Source organism: Pseudomonas sp. PDM30, from assembly GCF_019218985.1.
Taxonomy (GTDB): Bacteria; Pseudomonadota; Gammaproteobacteria; order Pseudomonadales; family Pseudomonadaceae; genus Aquipseudomonas; species Aquipseudomonas jessenii.
Genome location: NZ_JAHUWM010000011.1, coordinates 64,459 through 81,136 on the forward strand (window position 1 = coordinate 64,459; position 16,678 = coordinate 81,136).

The window sequence follows — 16,678 nt, forward strand, 5'->3', positions numbered from 1 at the left end:
AGGTGAAATTTTCAATGCAAGTAATGCGTGGCTGGGCGACTCGATACGCGCCATGGGTCAGCCTGGTAAGCATCCTTGGCACCATGCCGGACGCGTTGGCCGGCGACTACGAAGGCTCACCCCAGGTGGCCGAATTCGTCGGTGAAATGACCCGCGACTACGGTTTCGCCGGTGAACAATTGATGGGTGTGTTCCGTGAAGCCGAGCGCAAGCAGTCGATTCTGGACGCCATCTCCAAACCTGCCGAACGGGTCAAGCAGTGGAGCGAGTATCGCCCGATGTTCATCACCGATGCGCGCATAGCCCGGGGTGTGGATTTCTGGCGTCAGCACGAAGCGGTGCTGGCTCGTGCCGAGCAGGAATACGGCGTGCCGGCCCAGGTGATTGTCTCGATCATCGGTGTTGAAACCTTTTTCGGCCGTAATACCGGAAATTTCCGGGTGATCGATGCCTTGTCGACCCTGGGTTTCGACTATCCTCCCCGTGCCGAGTTTTTCCGCAAGGAGTTGCGTGAGTTCCTGCTATTGGCCCGCGAAGAGCAGGTCGATCCGTTGACGCTCAAAGGCTCCTACGCTGGCGCAATGGGATTGCCGCAGTTCATGCCGAGCAGTTTCCGCGCTTATGCAGTGGATTTCGACGGTGATGGCCATATCAACATCTGGACCAATCCGGATGATGCCATTGGCAGTGTTGCCAGTTACTTCAAGCGCCATGGCTGGGTCGCCGGCGAACCGGTAGTCAGCCGCGGCGACGTCCGTGGCGATCAGGTCGACGAAGGTTTGACCACCGGTATCGAACCGACGAAAACCGTCGGGGAGTTGCGAGCCCTGGGGTGGTCAAGTCATGATGCGCTGCGCGATGATATGCCGGTTACTGCTTTCCGCCTGGAAGGCGACAATGGCTCCGAGTACTGGATGGGCCTGAAGAATTTTTACGCGATCACGCGATATAACCGCAGCGTGATGTACGCCATGGCCGTACATCAACTGTCTGAGCAGCTGGTCCAAGCACGGGGCGTCAAGTAATGCGGGCATTGCCTATCAATAAACCCCTGAAGCTGATGGCATTCGCCGCGTTGGCAATGCTGGTCGCCAGTTGTTCGACCAGCCGTGCGCCGGCCCAGAAGACCAATAGCACCGCTGTGCGCACGACGCCGGGGCTGGACATCAACCGCGCCCACAAGGATGGCGCGCCATGGTGGGATGTCGATGTTTCGCGTATCCCGGACGCCACGCCGACCCTGCACACCGGCCCGTACAAGGCCGCTCCTTACTCGGTACTGGGCAAAACCTACTTTCCGCTGCAGGAGTCAAAGACCTACGTGCAGTCGGGCACGGCGTCCTGGTACGGCACCAAGTTCCACGGCCAGAACACCGCCAACGGCGAAGTCTATGACCTGTACGGCATGAGCGCTGCCCACAAGACTCTGCCACTGCCAAGTTACGTTCGGGTGACCAACCTGGACAACAACAAGTCGGTGATCCTGCGCGTCAACGACCGCGGGCCGTTCTATTCGGACCGGATCATCGACTTGTCCTACGCGGCCGCCAAGAAACTCGGTTACGCCGAAACCGGCACCGCGCGGGTCAAGGTCGAAGGCATCGATCCGCAGCAATGGTGGGCTGCCAAGGGCCGTCCGGCACCATTAATGCTCAACGAACCGAAAGTCGCGCAGAATAGCGCCCCGGTGATCACGGCTTCGGCCGGCACCGTCGAGCAATGGACGCCTCCGCCGCAGCAACACGCCGCCGCGGTGGTGCCCGTGCAGCTCGATGCAAAAAAAAACGCTTCTGTAGCAGCCTCTGGCCAGTATCTGCAGGTGGGCGCGTTCGCCAACCCGGACGCTGCAGAACTCCTGAGATCGAAGCTCAGCGGGATGGTGAGCGCTCCGGTGTTCATCAGCTCGATCGTGCGCAATCAGCAGACCCTGCATCGGGTGCGCATGGGGCCAATCGGTTCGCCGGGTGAAATCCAGCAGGTGCAGAACAGTGTGCGCCTGGCCAATCTCGGTTCGCCGAGTGTGGTCACGGAGTAATACGTAGAGCTTGATTGACGGTTCGTCTGCGGTATTGGGGGGCGAACCAGGTTGTTGACTCGTTGAAGAACAAAAGCCCGGCAAGGGTGACTGAGTGAGCAACTGAACACGCGATGACTCGTTAGAAAGTCATTTGATTAGTTTTGCCCTTGGGCAAGTTTCCATTAGCGATTTCGAGAGACGGATGAACATCACCACCTTTGCCAAACGCCTGTTCCTGCTAGTCCCGCTGCTTCTCTCACCCGCCGCGTTCGCGGTCGAGATGATGCCTTCGCCACCACAACTGGCCGCCAAGGCCTATGTGCTCATGGATGCCAGCAGCGGCAACGTGCTGGTCGAGAACAACGGTGACCAGCGTCTGCCGCCGGCCAGCCTGACCAAGCTGATGACCGCGTACATCGCGACTCTGGAAATCCGTCGTGGCCAGATCGGCGAAAACGATCCGGTGACCGTCAGCGAAAACGCCTGGCGTACCGGCGGTTCGCGGATGTTCATCAAGGTCGGCTCGCAGGTGACTGTCAGCGACCTGTTGCACGGCATCATCATCCAGTCGGGCAACGACGCCAGCGTTGCGCTCTCCGAGCACATCGCCGGTAGCGAAGACGCGTTCGCCGACATGATGAACAAAACCGTTGGCGACCTGGGCATGACCAACAGCCACTTCATGAACCCGACCGGTCTGCCGAACCCTGAGCACTACTCGTCGGCTCACGACATGGCCGTACTGGCTCGCGCGATCATCCACGAAGACCCGGCTCACTACGCGATCTACTCGCAGAAAGAGTTCTTCTGGAACGGCATCAAGCAACCGAACCGCAACCTGCTGCTGTGGCGCGACAAGACCGTCGACGGCCTGAAAACCGGTCACACCGACGAAGCCGGCTATTGCATGGTGTCTTCGGCCGTACGTGATGGCATGCGTCTGATCGCCGTGGTCTTCGGCACCAACAGCGAAGTGGCCCGTGCCGCCGAAACCCAGAAGCTGCTGACCTACGGTTTCCGTTTCTTCGAAACCCAGACCTTCTATCAGAAGGGCACCGAGCTGGCTCAGGCTCCAGTCTGGAAAGGCTCCACCAACCAGATCAAGGCTGGCCTGGCGCAAGACCTGACCATGACCCTGCCAAAAGGCCAGCTGAAAAAGCTCGCTGCCAGCATGACCATGAACCCGCAACTGATCGCGCCAATCGCCAAGGGCGACGTGATCGGTAAAGTCGAAGTGAAACTGGACGACAAGGTGGTGCACAGCGCCGATCTGATCGCTCTGGACGCTGTCGAGGAAGGTGGTATCTTCCGCCGCATGTGGGATAGCATCCGTCTATTCTTCTACGGCTTGTTCAACTGAATTTAGTGTGCACCTGCATGGCTCCGCGCTGATCTGGCGCGCAGCCATGCCCGTCGCCACGGCTTACGCTTACGAGGCCGTTACGCCATGACCGATACCGAAGTAAAGGCGCCAAAGATCGAGTTCCCTGCCAATGATTACCCGGTTAAGGTGATCAGCGACACCGGCGTGGGCAACAAGGACAGAATCATCGACATCGTCCGCAAATATGCAACGATCAACGATGAGCGTGTTGATGAGCGCCAGAGCAGCAACGGCAAATACACCACCATTCAGTTGCACATCGTGGCGACCGACCAGGACCAGCTGTACAACATCAACAGCGAACTGCGGGCAACCGGTTTCGTGCACATGGTGCTGTGATGTCCGGTGTGCTGGGCTTTCGCGAACTCGGCCAGATGGCTTACGAGCCGGTCTGGCATGCCATGCAACGCTTCACCAACGAACGCGGCAACGATGCCGCCGACGAGATCTGGCTGGTCGAACACCCTGCGGTGTTCACCCAGGGCCAGGCCGGCAAGGCCGAGCATCTGCTGCTTCCCGGTGATATTCCGGTGGTGCAGGTCGACCGTGGTGGTCAGGTGACCTACCACGGCCCCGGCCAACTGGTGGCTTATCTGCTGCTGGACGTGCGCAAGCTCGGGTTTGGCGTGCGCGATCTGGTCAGCCGGATGGAGCAATGCCTGATCGAGCTGCTGGCCAGTTACGGTGTCACCGCCGTGGCCAAGCCCGATGCGCCGGGTGTCTACGTCGACGGGGCGAAAATCGCCTCCCTGGGTCTACGGATCCGCCACGGCTGTTCCTTTCATGGCTTGGCCTTGAACGTGGACATGAACCTGGAACCGTTTCGACGGATTAATCCCTGCGGCTACGCCGGGCTGGCGATGACCCAGCTGAGCGATCACGCAGGATCGATTGAATTTGCCGAGGTAAGTGCCCGGCTGCGCGCGCAGCTCGTCAAACACCTCGACTATGCTGAGCAGACGACCCTGACGGGCGGAATCGACTGATATGACTACTGATGCAGTGCAAACCATGATCCCGACGCTTGATGTCACCGAGCGCCCGGCCCCGCGTCCCAAGGTTGAAGCCGGCGTCAAGCTGCGCGGCGCCGAAAAGGTTGCACGCATCCCGGTGAAGATCATTCCGACCACCGAACTGCCGAAGAAGCCGGACTGGATTCGCGTACGCATCCCGGTTTCGCCGGAAGTCGACCGCATCAAGGCCCTGCTGCGCAAACACAAGCTGCACAGCGTGTGCGAAGAGGCGTCCTGCCCGAACCTGGGCGAGTGCTTCTCCGGCGGCACCGCGACCTTCATGATCATGGGTGACATCTGCACCCGTCGTTGCCCGTTCTGCGACGTCGGCCACGGCCGTCCCAAGCCGCTGGACGTCAACGAGCCGGAAAGCCTGGCCATTGCCATCGCCGACCTGCGCCTGAAGTACGTGGTGATCACTTCGGTAGACCGCGACGACCTGCGTGACGGCGGTGCCCAGCACTTTGCCGACTGCATCCGCGAAATCCGCAAGCTGTCGCCGAACGTGCAGCTCGAAACCCTGGTCCCGGACTACCGTGGCCGCATGGACATCGCGCTGGAAATCACCGCCGCCGAGCCGCCGGATGTGTTCAACCACAACCTGGAAACCGTGCCACGTCTGTACAAGGCTGCCCGCCCAGGTTCGGACTATCAGTGGTCGCTGACCCTGCTGCAACGCTTCAAGCAGATGATGCCGCACATTCCGACCAAGTCCGGCCTGATGCTGGGTCTGGGCGAGACCGACGAAGAAGTCATCGAAGTCATGAAGCGCATGCGCGAGCACGACATCGACATGCTGACCCTCGGCCAGTACCTGCAACCGTCCCGCAGCCACTTGCCGGTCCAGCGCTTCGTGCACCCGGACACCTTCGCCTGGTTCGCCGAGGAAGGTTACAAGATGGGCTTCAAGAACGTCGCTTCCGGTCCATTGGTTCGCTCCTCGTACCACGCCGACGAGCAGGCGAAGCTGGTCAAGGCCGAGCTGATGTCGTCCTGATCGACTGTGAAGCATAAAACGCCCGCAAGGTTTCAAAGCCTTGCGGGCGTTTTTTTGCCTGGCCTACGATAACGGCTGCCTTTTCCTGCAACCTGCGGGGCAACGGTTCCTCTTCTGTTTGTCCCCGTTCCTGACTACTGTGTGCTGATGTTTTCACGCAGGGAGATTCACGGATGACCGCTCGACCGACCCTCACCCTTTGCCCTCATGCTCCCGTCCCGGCACTGCCGTCGGAAGGCATGATCGGCGTTATCGCACCCGCCGGTCCCGCGCCGCTGGACACCGACAAGGCGGTGCAATGGATGCGTGCCCGGGGTTATTCACTGAAAGTGTTTCCCGGGGTCTACGAAAAAAACGGCTACCTGGCCGGCAGTGACGAGGTGCGACTCGACGATCTGCATGCAGCGTTCGCCGACAGCGAGGTGGATGCGATCATCTGCCTGCGCGGTGGTTATGGCACGCCCCGGCTGCTCGACCGCATCGATTTTGATTTGCTGCGTGACAACGCCAAGCCGTTCGTCGGCTACAGCGATATCACTGCGCTGCATTTGGCGATCAGTCGTTATGCCGGCTTCGTGACCTTTCATGGTCCGTTGCTCAATGCCGACCTGCTGGGTGAGAAGCAAATACCTACCGAGTCTTCGTTCTTCAACATGCTGCGAGGGAAGGTGAGGGCGGGAACAGTGCTGGCGCATCCGGTGGCCTACCCGCTGACCACGATCGAGCCAGGCGTGGCTCACGGGCGCTTGCTCGGTGGCAATCTGGCCATGATCGCCGCGACCATGGGCACGCCCTACGAAATTGACGCCGAGGGCGTCATTCTGTTGATCGAGGATATCAACGAGCCGCTGTATCGCATCGACCGGTTGCTCACCCATCTGCGGCTGGCAGGCACGTTGCACAAGCTGCGCGGCGTGTTGGTCGGGGATGTGGCGGGGGTTGAGGTGGCGGCGCTGGACAGGTTGCTCAAGCAGATCTTCGAGCCATTGAAGATTCCGGTGCTGTCCGGGTGGCGCAGCGGCCATTGCGACCCGAACCTGACGTTACCCATGGGGGCGCTGGTCAGGCTGGATGCCGGAAACAAGGAATTGATGCTGGAGCAGGATGTGGTGGCCAGGCGCTAGATTTTTATCGCCTGTCAGTCAGTCTTCGCGGGCAAGCCCGCTCCCACAGTGTCCGCGTCGTACACAAATCATGTGAACGCCCCTGAACCTGTGGGAGCGGGCTTGCCCGCGATGCTTTTAGCGGTTACGCAGTCCTTCGAGCAACTTGTGCGTCGGATACCCATCTGCCGGCCAGCCAAACGACTGTTGGGCGCTGCGGATAGCCTTGCGGGTGTTGGCGCCGATGATCCCGTCGGCGGTGCCGGCGTCATAGTTTTGCGCGCTCAATAGGCTTTGCAGCTCGATCCGCTCGGTACGGCTCAGAGGCAGGTCATCCTTTGGCCACGTACCGCTGATCAAGCCTGCGCCATTGAAGCGTTCGGACAACAGGCTCACCCCCAGGGCATAGGACGACGAATTGTTGTACTTGAGAATCGCACGAAAGTTGTCGAGCACAAGGAACGCCGGGCCGCGGTAGCCAGCCGGCAATAGCAGTGCCGCAGACAGTTGCTCCGAGCCTGCCGGGACCTGGCCACCGTTGGGCAGCGTAACGCCCAGTTGGCGCCACTCGGCAACACTCTTGCGAATCGTGCCATCGGCCAGTACGTAGTTGAAGCCGCTCGGCAGCTGGACTTCAAAGCCCCACGGCTGACCTCTCTGCCAGCCGGAGCTTTGCAGGTAATGCGCGGTCGAGGCCAGGGCATCAGCCGAACTGCTCCAGATATCGCGACGGCCGTCGCCGTCGAAATCGACGGCGTGGGTGTTGTAGGTGGTCGGGATGAACTGGGTCTGGCCCATGGCGCCGGCCCAGGAACCGAGCATCTTTTCGGGTTCGATGTCGCCTTGTTGCAGGATTTGCAGGGCCGCGATCAATTGCGCGTGGGCGAAGCCGGGACGGCGGCCTTCGTAGGCCAGGGTCGCCAGCGAGTTGATCACCGACTTGCTGCCCTGGAACTGGCCAAAATTGCTTTCCATGCCCCACACGGCCACCAGCGCCTGACGATCAACGCCATAACGCTGCTCGATGCCTTGCAGGATGTCGGCGTACTGGTCGATCAGTGACTGGCCTTTGCGTACCCGCAGCGGCGACAACGCGCCATCGAGGTATTCCCACACCGGTTTTGCGAATTCCGGTTGGCTGCGATCGGCACGAATCACACTGGGGTCGAAGCTGACATTGGCGAAAGCGCGATCAAACAGATCGGCGCGGATACCGGCGGCCAGGGCATCCTTGCGGAAACCCGCCTGCCATTCGGCAAATGTCTGGGTAGGCTGGATGTCGAGGTTCTCACCCGTCGGAACCACCTGCGGAACAACCGCCGGGGCGGTAGCGACAGGAAGTGTCTGAAGCGGCTGAGCGTCGGCTGCGGTCGGTTTTTCCGCACAGGCGACAAGCAAAACAAGGCTGGAGGCAGCGATCAATTGGCGTAAGTGCCAACGATGGGGAAGACAAAAGGGCATGCACGGGTCCAGGGAATACGAATCAGGTACAGACCTTAACATGTTGAAGGGGGGTTCTGCTTTACGCAGCCAGAAAGTAAGACGCCTCCCAGCTGTCAGACTGGAAGGCTTCGCGGCGGTAGCTGCCTTTGCCCTTGGTGGGGCGTTCCTGGCGGCTGCGGAACAATGGCTGGGCGATGATGGATTTGGCCTTGTTGGGGCCATGCTTTGATGGCTTTTTGCTCATGATGGTGCCTCGCAAGTGAGTGGTTTTTGCGGGGCAAATCATCGGCCGAAGTTGAGGGGCTGTCTAGTCCCGGTAGCTGTCGGAAAAAGCGCCGTTCTTTGTAGGAGCGAGCTTGCTCGCGAAGCACTTGAGGGCGCTGCGTTAAATCAGAAAGTCTGCGTTATCGTTAACGACCATCGCGAGCAAGCTCGCTCCTACAGGGGGCGGTGTTATTCAGCGGGTAGGGTTAAGCGTTGCCCGGCCATCAACAACGTCAGCCGGCTCAGACTCATCCACGGCGAACCGGCCGCCTGGCCCTTGATCTGCGCGTCGATGCGCTGTGCTTCGAGCAGCAATTGCGCCCAGCGTTGCGCCGAGTAGCGTTGCAGGGCTTTGCTCATCAAGGGTTTTCGTTTGTCCCAGACCGGAGGTTTGGCCTGGCTGAAAGCCTTGTCCAGCGGCGTGCCCTGACTGTATTGCAGCGAAATATTGGCCAGCAGGCGCAACTCTCGGGCCAGGGCCCAGAGAATCACCGGCGGCTCGACGCCTTCGCCGCGCAACCCTTCGAGCATGCGCAAGGCATGGGCTGCTTCACCATTGAGAACCGCATCGGTCAGGCCAAAGACGTCGAAGCGCGCACTGTCGGCCACCGCAGCCTGCACGGTTTCAACGGTGATCTGACCCCCTTCGGCCATCAGTTTGAGCTTTTCGATTTCCTGGGCGGCGGCCAGCAAGTTGCCCTCGACCCGTGCCGCGATCAGCTCAACGGCGTCCTGGCTGGCGGAAAGCCCGGCCTGGGACAAACGTTGGCGGATCCAGCTTGGCAGTTGGGCGACATCGACCGGCCAGATCTGCACGAACTGGGTCTGTTGTCCTTCGACCAGCGCCTTGCCCCACTTGGTTTTCTGTGCGCTGCCATCGAGTTTCGGCAAGCTGATCAGCAGCACGGTGTCGTCGGCCGGGCGCGAGCAGTACTCGATCAGCGCGGCAGCGCCCTTGTCGCCGGGTTTGCCGGACGGCAGGCGCAGTTCCAGCAGGCGCTTTTCGGCGAACAGCGACATGCTGGCGCCGGCTTGCAGCAGCGTCCCCCAGTCGAAACTGGCGTCGGCGGCAAACACCTGGCGTTCATCGAATCCCTGCTGGCGGGCGGCAGTGCGAACAGCATCGGCCGCCTCCTGGCACAACAACGGGTCATCGCCGCTGATGATATAGACCGGCGCAAGGGCGCCTTGCAGGTGTTTGGCGAGTTGGGCGGGGGCGAGCTTCATAAGAGAGGGCGAACGGGGCGCGCAGGCGCCCCGTAAGTCTTACTGCTGTGGCAGTTCGACAGGCGACTGACGCGGGGTATCCGCTTCAGCCTTCTTTGCCGCTTCCAGCGCCGCGGCGTCAGCCTTGGCCCTGGCTTCGGCAGTCTGCTGCAACTGGTCCAGTTGGGTGGGGCTCAGTTGTTCCAGGCGCAGCATCATGCGTTGAACCAACTCCCGGCGGCCTTCTGTCCGGGCCGTTTCAGCTTCTTGGTCAGAGCCCACCAAGTTGTTGCCGTCGTGCATATAGATCTTCTGCACTTCAAGCTTGTCGCTCAACAGGGGCAGATCGCCGCGACCACGGATGTCGTAGCTCAACACGGTGGTGACTTGGTACTCGCCGGCACGACCGGCACCTGCGTAGGTGAGGATGCGCTGGCTTTCCTGTTCATTGGTCAGTACCAGCTTGTAAGGAGCGCCGGTATAGACCTTGACGCCGCTGCCAATCAGTACCTGACGCAACTGGGTAACGGTTGGGCCATAAGCGTTACGGGCGCTCAGGTCGAGTTCCTTGATCGCCAGTTCATTGGTGCCGGTGCCGCGCAGCTGGAAACCGCAGGCGCTCAGCAGAACCGCGAGGCCCATCACCAGCAGATTGCGTTTGATCATCTTGTTGCTCCCCTTGAAACCATGTGGGCCGATCAAGCGGCCCGAAAGGTTTTACTCGGCGCCAGGCTCACCTGGCGCCTGATCCAATTAGCTGGCGACGATATTGACCAGTTTCCCGGGCACTACGATCACTTTACGAATGGTCAGACCGTCGACGAAGCGCAGCACGTTCTCGTTGGCACGGGCGGCGGTTTCGACTTCTTCACGGCTGGCGCTGGCCGGCATTTCGATGTGGCCACGCAGCTTGCCGTTGACCTGAATCACCAGTTGCAGGCTGTCCTGTACCAACGCACTGTCATCCACCACCGGCCAACCGGCGTCGATCACAGGATCGGCGTGACCCAGTTGATTCCACAGCTCGTGGCTGATGTGCGGCGTGATCGGAGCCAGCAACAGAGTCACGGTTTCCAGGCCTTCGTGAATCAGTGCGCGATCCTGGTCGGTGGCTTGTGCGGCTTTTTCCAGTACGTTCATCAGCGTCATCACCTGAGCGATGGCGGTGTTGAACTTGTGGTTCTGGCCGACGTCCTGGCTGGCCTGCTTGATGGCCAGGTGGATCGAGCGACGAACGGCTTTCTGCTCGTCATTCAGGCTGGCGACGTCCAGTTTGCCCGGCAGGCCCTGAGTGACGTGGGCTTGAGCCAGGCGCCAGACGCGCTTGAGGAAACGGTGCGAACCTTCGACGCCGGAGTCGGACCATTCCGCGCTCATGTCAGGTGGCGAGGCGAACATCATGAACAGGCGGCAGGTGTCTGCGCCGAACTGGTCGATCATCGACTGTGGGTCGACGCCGTTGTTCTTCGACTTGGCCATCTTCTCGGTGCCACCGATTTCCACCGGCAAGCCGTCGGCTTTCAACTTGGCGCTGATGACCTTGGCCTTGCTGTCACGCTCAAGCTCGACGTCCGCCGGGTTGAACCAGGTGTAAGCCCCATTGGCTTCGCGGCGATAATAAGTCTCGGCGATCACCATGCCCTGGGTCAGCAGGTTCTTGAACGGCTCGTTGGAGCTCACCAGGCCTTCGTCGCGCATCAGCTTGTGGAAGAAGCGCGCATAGAGCAGGTGAAGAATCGCGTGTTCGATACCGCCGATGTACTGATCCACCGGCAGCCAGTGGTCGGCCGCCGATTTTTCCACCAGGCCGCCTTCAAAGTGCGGCGAGGCGTAGCGGGCGTAGTACCACGAGGACTCGACGAAGGTGTCCATGGTGTCGGTTTCACGCTTGGCAGGCTGGCCGCATTTAGGGCAGCTGCACTCGTAGAACTCGGGCATGCGCGCCAGTGGCGAACCGGCGCCATCGGGTACGACGTCTTCCGGCAGCACGACAGGCAGTTGATCTTCCGGTACCGGCACGTCACCGCAGGTGCCGCAGTGGATGATCGGGATCGGGCAGCCCCAGTAGCGCTGGCGGCTGATGCCCCAGTCGCGCAGACGGAACTGGGTACGCGAGGCGCCCAGTTCTTTCTTGATCAGCGCGACTTCGATAGCGTCGAAGGCGCCCGCGAAGTCCAGGCCGTCGAACTCGCCGGAATTGATCAGCGTGCCGTACTCGCCGTAGGCGTCTTGCCATGGCGCCGGGTTGCTGTCACCGGAGCTGGTGCGCACCACGGATTTGACCGGCAGGTTGTATTTGTGGGCGAATTCGAAATCGCGCTCGTCGTGGGCAGGAACAGCCATGACCGCGCCGTCGCCGTAATGCATCAGCACGTAGTTGGCGACCCATACCGGTAGCTTTTCACCGGTCAGTGGGTGCTCAACGAACAGGCCGGTCGGCAGGCCTTTTTTCTCTTGAGTCGCAACGTCGGCTTCCGCAACGCTGCCGCCCTTGCATTCAGCGATGAACGCTTGCAGCTCAGGGTTGTTCTGTGCGGCCAGGGTAGCCAGGTGGTGCTCGGCGGCGACGGCGACGTAGGTCGCGCCCATCAGGGTGTCCGGACGGGTGGTGAAGACTTTCAGCGCGCCCGCTTCGCCGATGGAATCGACGTTGTACGGGAACTGCACTTCCATGCCGCGGGACTTGCCGATCCAGTTGCGCTGCATGGTCTTGACCTGTTCAGGCCAGCCAGTCAGTTCGTCCAGGCTCTCCAGCAGTTCATCCGCGTAGGCGGTGATCTTGAAGTAGTACATCGGGATTTCGCGCTTTTCGATCAGCGCGCCGGAACGCCAGCCGCGACCGTCGATCACCTGTTCGTTGGCCAGGACGGTCTGGTCGACCGGGTCCCAGTTCACGGTGCCGCTTTTTTTGTAGATCACGCCTTTTTCGAACAGGCGGGTGAACAGCCATTGTTCCCAGCGGTAGTAGTCGGGCTTGCAGGTGGTCACTTCACGCGACCAGTCCACCGCCAGGCCCAGGCTGCGCAGCTGGGATTTCATGTAGGCAATGTTCTCGTAGGTCCACTTGGCGGGCGCTACGTTGTTCTTCATCGCAGCGTTTTCCGCCGGCATGCCGAAGGCGTCCCAACCCATGGGTTGCAGAACGTTCTTGCCTTGCATGCGCTGGTAGCGGGAGATCACGTCGCCGATGGTGTAGTTGCGCACGTGCCCCATGTGTAGCTTGCCGCTGGGGTAAGGGAACATCGACAGGCAGTAGTAAGTCTCCTTGCCTGGCTGTTCGCTGACTTCAAAGGACTTTTGCTCGTCCCAGAACGACTGGGCGGCGGCTTCGATTTCACGGGGCTGATATTGTTCGTGCATGGCTACTTTTGAACTGAATAGGGGTGGCCTAATCCTCTTCAATGCAACGCTGGACGCTGATCACGCCGCATTGGCGTTTTCGATGTCCAGCCGAGCTGGAAGTGGAGTTACAGGAAGCGCCGTAGCATACATGACCGCGCTCTACCGAGGGAAACCCTGATTGCTGCCGCGCGTCCCGCAAAAACCGCCGCGAGGGCCGTTGGTCGCGGCGCTCAGCCGGTTTGTTCATGGAAGCTAAGCTCTAACTGGGGAGTAGGTCTTATCTTCCAATGAGGTGAGGGATGGTTGAGTCACAGCAAAAAGCTACAAAACCGGAGCTGTACGAAAGGCTGATCGATCGTTTGGCCCTGGCCTTGGAAGCGGCAAGAACTGCTGGCCGGTTGCGCGACGTACGCCCTCTGGAACTGGAACTGCGTGGCCTGAGCTCCGCAGAGTTTGCATTGATCAAGGCGTATCTGGATCGCAGTGAGCGTGAGACGCACGGATGCTTGTCAGAGGCGATAAAGCAACTCGACGCACCACGTTCGGCCAAGATCATCTGGCTCAAGGACAAGGTTCCCGGCAGAGACGCGGTAAAGGTCCGGTCTTTGCAGTTCAAATAAGACGCAGAGCCGTGCTCAATGGTTTTTTGAAGCATAGTTCTTCTGTATTGATTGTCGCATTGCGCTAACCCACTTAGGCTTCGGGCATCTCCAGGAGATGCTCGATGCCTTTTCGTTACTTTGTAAAACAACTTCTTTTGCCCCCCGGCATTCTATTGCTGCTGCTTTTGCTTGCCTGGTGGTTGCGCCGCTCAAGGCCAAGGCTCGCCGGTGTGTGCTTTGCACTGGGGCTGGGTGGTCTTTGGCTGATGAGCCTGCCGGTGGTGGTGCAGTGGAGTGCCCGCCTGCTCGAGCGCGAGCCACCGCTGGCCCGCGACGAATGGGCAGTGCTGGGGCAGCGCGCGGACGCCATCGTCGTCCTTGGTTCCGGGCGCGAGCGCGGTGACGTGGCCTGGGGTGCCGACCAGCCCACGGGTGTAGGCCTGGAGCGCCAGCGCTTTGCCGCGCGACTGACCAAGGCTTCCGGCCTGCCGGTACTGACCAGCGGCGGCTTGCATTACGGCACTCCGCCAAGCGAAGCGCAGATGATGGCTGACTCCTTGCGCGACGATTTTGGCGTGACCGTGCGCTGGCAGGAAGGGCACAGCCGCACGACCTGGGAAAATGCGCAGTTCAGCGCCCAGGTGTTGCTGCCACAGGGCATCAAACGTGTGGTGCTCGTGACTCATGCCGGGCATATGCCACGAGCGGTCTGGAGCTTCCGCAAGGCCGGGTTTGAGGTGGTGCCGGCGCCGGTAGGGTTTCTGAGCGGCGACAATGCGCGGCCACTGGGAGGCTGGATGCCGGAGTACAAGGCGATCTGGCAGAACGGGCAGTTGATGAACGAGGCGGTGGGGCAGATCGGTTATTCGTTGTTCTATCGTTGAGCGCTAATCCCTGTGGCGAGGGAGCAAGCTCCCTCGCCACAAATGATTTCAGACAGTCTTCGCCATCCGGCTCGCAACCAGCGCCCAGCCAAACAACAACACGCAGAGAATGAGCAATGGCCACGAACGCCATTCCAGGTACGGCGTGAGGTTGTGCATCGGCACCACTTCGCCATACAGGATGCCGCGTTCGAACTGCGGGATCTGATCGGTAATCTGACCGAACGGGTTGATCAGGCCGGACACGCCGTTGTTGGTGGCGCGGATCATCCAGCGGCCGGCCTCCAGCGCACGCATCTGCGCCATCTGCAGGTGTTGCAGCGGGCCGATGGAGGTGCCGAACCAGGTGTCGTTGCTGATGGTCAGCAACAGGTCGCTGCGGGCGGCGAGGCTGGCGGCGAATTCCGGGTACACCACTTCATAACAGATGTACGGCGCGATCTGATAACCCTTGGCTTGCAGCAGCGGCTGGTCAGATGGTCCGCGGGCAAAGTCCGACATCGGCAGATCGAAGAAGGCGATCAGCCCGCGCAACACATCCTCCAGCGGAACATATTCACCAAACGGCACCAGTTTTTGCTTGAGGTAGGTGCCGTCGCCTTCGCCGACAACGGTGATGCCATTGAAGAAGCGCTTCTCGTGGCGGACCTCCATGCGGACCGGGACGCCGGTAATCAGCGCCGATTTACGCTCGGCCGCGAAGCTGCCCATCATGTTCAGGTAGCCCTCGGCGGACTCCTTGAGCACCGGGATCGCCGTTTCCGGCCAGATGAGAAGGTCGACTCGCCTGGAGCTGAAACTCATGTCGCGGTACAGCGCCAGTTGCGCGTTGAGCTGCGTCGGGTCCCACTTCATGCTTTGTTCGATGTTGCCCTGGATGGCTGCGACGCTCAGTGGCGGGCCCGACGGGCTGGTCCAGGCGTGGTGCTTGAGCGCGATGCCGGCCAGCCACGGGCCGACGAGCAGCAAAACACCGGCAACGATGAAGCCTTTGCGCCCCGTGCGAACCAGGCGCATGCCGTTGTAGATCAGCGCAGCTGTCAGGGCCAGGGTAAAGGAAATCAGCCACATCCCGCCGACAGGCGCGAGCCCGGCCAGCGGGCCATCGAGCTGGCTGTACCCGGAATATAGCCACGGGAAACCTGTCAGGAACCAGCCGCGGAAGGCTTCCTGGCCGACCCACAGCGCTGCGAAGGCCAGGGCGTCGGCCAGCGGCGCTTCATTTCGGCGAAGCCAGCGCACCCATATCCAGGCGGGCAGGGCAAAGAACCAGGCAATTGCCGCCGTGAAGAGCAGCATCAGGAAGCCGGCCAGCAATACCGACGCGCCGCCGAAGTGGTGAATGCTGTAGTAGATCCAGCTGGTGCCGGCACCGAACAGGCCGAAACCGAAACACCAGCCGCGCCCTAGTGCCTGACGTGGGCTCAGCTCGCGCAGGCCTGCATAGAACAGGCCGACGGCGAGCAGTGCCAGGGGCCAGATATCGAACGGCGCCAGGGCCAGTGTGGTGATTGCACCGGCCGCCACGGCCAGCAGGTTACCGGGCCAGCCGGGGCGGGTTGTCCAGCGCATTTCAATCCTTAGCGAGCAATGGGCGTCAGGCGAAGCAAGTGAATCCGACGGCTGTCGGCGTTCAGGATGCGGAAGCGGTACGGGCCGATTTCAGTGATTTCGTTACGTTTTGGCAAATGCCCGAACGCGCTCATCACCAGGCCGCCAACGGTGTCGAATTCGTCGTCGGAGAACTCGCTGTCGAAAAACTCGTTGAAGTTCTCGATCGGTGTCAGGGCCTTGATCAGGAAATCACCGCTGGGCAGCGGCTTGATGTAGCTGTCTTCTTCGACGTCGTGTTCGTCTTCGATGTCGCCGACGATCTGTTCCAGCACGTCTTCGATGGTCACCAGGCCTGCCACGCCACCGTACTCGTCAATGACGATGGCCATGTGGTTGTGGTTGGCGCGAAACTCGCGCAGCAGCACGTTAAGGCGCTTGGACTCCGGCACGAAGGTGGCTGGGCGCAGGAGGTCCTTGATGTTGAAGCTGTCGCCGTTCTCCCTGAGGATCAACGGCAGCAAGTCCTTGGCCAGCAACACGCCCATCACGTCATCATGGCTTTCGCCGATCACCGGGTAGCGGGAGTGGGCCGAGTCGACCACGGCAGGCAGGAACTCGCGGGGTGTCTGGGTCGCCTTGATGCTGACCATCTGCGAGCGCGGGACCATGATGTCCCGGACCTGCAAGTCAGCCACCTGGATGGCGCCTTCGACGATGGCCAGCGCTTCACTGTCCAGCAGTTTGTTCTGGTGTGCATCGCGCAGCAGCTCCAGCAGCTCCTGGCGGTTTTTCGGCTCGTGGGCAAAAGCCTGGGTGAGTTTACCCAGCCATGACTTCTGCCCGTTGCTCGATCGATCTTCGCTCATAGC

General features: G+C 60.9%; 16 protein-coding genes. 9 read left to right on the forward strand and 7 right to left on the reverse strand.

Annotated elements, in window-relative coordinates:
- Positions 1 to 14: 14 nt before the first annotated feature.
- The 7 genes from mltB to KW840_RS23310 all read left to right on the forward strand — a co-directional run bounded on the left by mltB (position 15) and on the right by KW840_RS23310 (position 6,535).
- A complete protein-coding gene (gene mltB, locus KW840_RS23280) occupies positions 15 to 1,025 on the forward strand; it encodes a lytic murein transglycosylase B (protein ID WP_057713158.1) in 1,011 nt (336 codons plus the stop codon).
- On the forward strand, positions 1,025 to 2,035 hold the full coding sequence (locus tag KW840_RS23285) for a septal ring lytic transglycosylase RlpA family protein (protein ID WP_218497958.1): 1,011 nt from the start codon (positions 1,025 to 1,027) through the stop codon (positions 2,033 to 2,035). Before mltB ends, KW840_RS23285 begins: the two co-directional genes overlap by 1 nt.
- A gap of 184 nt (positions 2,036 to 2,219) precedes the next feature.
- Positions 2,220 to 3,377: a D-alanyl-D-alanine carboxypeptidase family protein gene (locus KW840_RS23290; RefSeq protein WP_057713160.1), complete on the forward strand. Its 1,158-nt coding sequence runs from the start codon at positions 2,220 to 2,222 to the stop codon at positions 3,375 to 3,377.
- 87 nt (positions 3,378 to 3,464) lie between these two features.
- The gene (locus KW840_RS23295) at positions 3,465 to 3,740 is read left to right on the forward strand and encodes a DUF493 domain-containing protein (protein ID WP_008052383.1); all 276 of its coding nucleotides are present in this window, start codon (positions 3,465 to 3,467) and stop codon (positions 3,738 to 3,740) included.
- Positions 3,740 to 4,387, forward strand: a complete 648-nt coding sequence (lipB, locus tag KW840_RS23300) for a lipoyl(octanoyl) transferase LipB (RefSeq protein ID WP_046041686.1) — start codon at positions 3,740 to 3,742, stop codon at positions 4,385 to 4,387. Before KW840_RS23295 ends, lipB begins: the two co-directional genes overlap by 1 nt.
- 25 nt (positions 4,388 to 4,412) lie before the next feature.
- A complete protein-coding gene (gene lipA, locus KW840_RS23305) occupies positions 4,413 to 5,411 on the forward strand; it encodes a lipoyl synthase (protein WP_162130289.1) in 999 nt (332 codons plus the stop codon).
- A 173-nt stretch (positions 5,412 to 5,584) separates the two neighbouring features.
- Positions 5,585 to 6,535, forward strand: coding sequence for an LD-carboxypeptidase (locus KW840_RS23310; RefSeq protein WP_057713161.1), 951 nt, complete (start codon positions 5,585 to 5,587; stop codon positions 6,533 to 6,535).
- A gap of 117 nt (positions 6,536 to 6,652) precedes the next feature.
- Here the strand turns inward: KW840_RS23310 and KW840_RS23315 are convergent, their stop codons facing one another.
- The 5 genes from KW840_RS23315 to leuS all read right to left on the reverse strand — a co-directional run bounded on the left by KW840_RS23315 (position 6,653) and on the right by leuS (position 12,787).
- Positions 6,653 to 7,975, reverse strand: coding sequence for a lytic murein transglycosylase (locus tag KW840_RS23315; protein ID WP_218497959.1), 1,323 nt, complete (start codon positions 7,973 to 7,975; stop codon positions 6,653 to 6,655).
- 61 nt (positions 7,976 to 8,036) lie between these two features.
- The gene (gene arfA, locus KW840_RS23320; RefSeq protein WP_003228536.1) at positions 8,037 to 8,201 is read right to left on the reverse strand and encodes an alternative ribosome rescue factor ArfA; all 165 of its coding nucleotides are present in this window, start codon (positions 8,199 to 8,201) and stop codon (positions 8,037 to 8,039) included.
- Positions 8,202 to 8,410: 209 nt separating this feature from the next.
- Entirely contained in the window at positions 8,411 to 9,448 is a 1,038-nt protein-coding gene (gene holA, locus KW840_RS23325; RefSeq protein WP_057713163.1) for a DNA polymerase III subunit delta, read from the reverse strand.
- 39 nt (positions 9,449 to 9,487) lie between these two features.
- Positions 9,488 to 10,093 (reverse strand): LPS assembly lipoprotein LptE, encoded by a 606-nt coding sequence (gene lptE / locus KW840_RS23330; protein WP_090451707.1) that lies wholly within the window; start codon positions 10,091 to 10,093, stop codon positions 9,488 to 9,490.
- A gap of 87 nt (positions 10,094 to 10,180) precedes the next feature.
- Complete coding sequence (gene leuS, locus KW840_RS23335; RefSeq protein ID WP_218497960.1) at positions 10,181 to 12,787, reverse strand: leucine--tRNA ligase; 2,607 nt, start codon at positions 12,785 to 12,787, stop codon at positions 10,181 to 10,183.
- A 281-nt stretch (positions 12,788 to 13,068) separates the two neighbouring features.
- Between leuS and KW840_RS23340 the strand changes: the two genes are divergently transcribed.
- A complete protein-coding gene (locus KW840_RS23340; RefSeq protein WP_057713165.1) occupies positions 13,069 to 13,389 on the forward strand; it encodes a hypothetical protein in 321 nt (106 codons plus the stop codon).
- A 104-nt stretch (positions 13,390 to 13,493) separates the two neighbouring features.
- On the forward strand, positions 13,494 to 14,255 hold the full coding sequence (locus KW840_RS23345; RefSeq protein ID WP_090451588.1) for a YdcF family protein: 762 nt from the start codon (positions 13,494 to 13,496) through the stop codon (positions 14,253 to 14,255).
- 48 nt (positions 14,256 to 14,303) lie between these two features.
- Here the strand turns inward: KW840_RS23345 and lnt are convergent, their stop codons facing one another.
- Complete coding sequence (gene lnt, locus KW840_RS23350; protein ID WP_218497961.1) at positions 14,304 to 15,827, reverse strand: apolipoprotein N-acyltransferase; 1,524 nt, start codon at positions 15,825 to 15,827, stop codon at positions 14,304 to 14,306.
- A gap of 8 nt (positions 15,828 to 15,835) precedes the next feature.
- Positions 15,836 to 16,675: an HlyC/CorC family transporter gene (locus KW840_RS23355; protein WP_046028710.1), complete on the reverse strand. Its 840-nt coding sequence runs from the start codon at positions 16,673 to 16,675 to the stop codon at positions 15,836 to 15,838.
- Positions 16,676 to 16,678 lie beyond the last annotated feature (3 nt).

Excerpts from the sequence above, each read along its gene's own strand:
- mltB (WP_057713158.1), top strand. The coding sequence starts at position 15 with ATGCAAGTAATGCGTGGCTGGGCGACTCGATACGCGCCATGGGTCAGC.
- KW840_RS23285 (WP_218497958.1), top strand. The coding sequence starts at position 1,025 with ATGCGGGCATTGCCTATCAATAAACCCCTGAAGCTGATGGCATTCGCC.
- KW840_RS23290 (WP_057713160.1), top strand. The coding sequence starts at position 2,220 with ATGAACATCACCACCTTTGCCAAACGCCTGTTCCTGCTAGTCCCGCTG.
- KW840_RS23295 (WP_008052383.1), top strand. The coding sequence starts at position 3,465 with ATGACCGATACCGAAGTAAAGGCGCCAAAGATCGAGTTCCCTGCCAAT.
- lipB (WP_046041686.1), top strand. The coding sequence starts at position 3,740 with ATGTCCGGTGTGCTGGGCTTTCGCGAACTCGGCCAGATGGCTTACGAG.
- lipA (WP_162130289.1), top strand. The coding sequence starts at position 4,413 with ATGATCCCGACGCTTGATGTCACCGAGCGCCCGGCCCCGCGTCCCAAG.
- KW840_RS23310 (WP_057713161.1), top strand. The coding sequence starts at position 5,585 with ATGACCGCTCGACCGACCCTCACCCTTTGCCCTCATGCTCCCGTCCCG.
- KW840_RS23315 (WP_218497959.1), bottom strand. The coding sequence starts at position 7,975 with ATGCCCTTTTGTCTTCCCCATCGTTGGCACTTACGCCAATTGATCGCT.
- arfA (WP_003228536.1), bottom strand. The coding sequence starts at position 8,201 with ATGAGCAAAAAGCCATCAAAGCATGGCCCCAACAAGGCCAAATCCATC.
- holA (WP_057713163.1), bottom strand. The coding sequence starts at position 9,448 with ATGAAGCTCGCCCCCGCCCAACTCGCCAAACACCTGCAAGGCGCCCTT.
- lptE (WP_090451707.1), bottom strand. The coding sequence starts at position 10,093 with ATGATCAAACGCAATCTGCTGGTGATGGGCCTCGCGGTTCTGCTGAGC.
- leuS (WP_218497960.1), bottom strand. The coding sequence starts at position 12,787 with ATGCACGAACAATATCAGCCCCGTGAAATCGAAGCCGCCGCCCAGTCG.
- KW840_RS23340 (WP_057713165.1), top strand. The coding sequence starts at position 13,069 with ATGGTTGAGTCACAGCAAAAAGCTACAAAACCGGAGCTGTACGAAAGG.
- KW840_RS23345 (WP_090451588.1), top strand. The coding sequence starts at position 13,494 with ATGCCTTTTCGTTACTTTGTAAAACAACTTCTTTTGCCCCCCGGCATT.
- lnt (WP_218497961.1), bottom strand. The coding sequence starts at position 15,827 with ATGCGCTGGACAACCCGCCCCGGCTGGCCCGGTAACCTGCTGGCCGTG.
- KW840_RS23355 (WP_046028710.1), bottom strand. The coding sequence starts at position 16,675 with ATGAGCGAAGATCGATCGAGCAACGGGCAGAAGTCATGGCTGGGTAAA.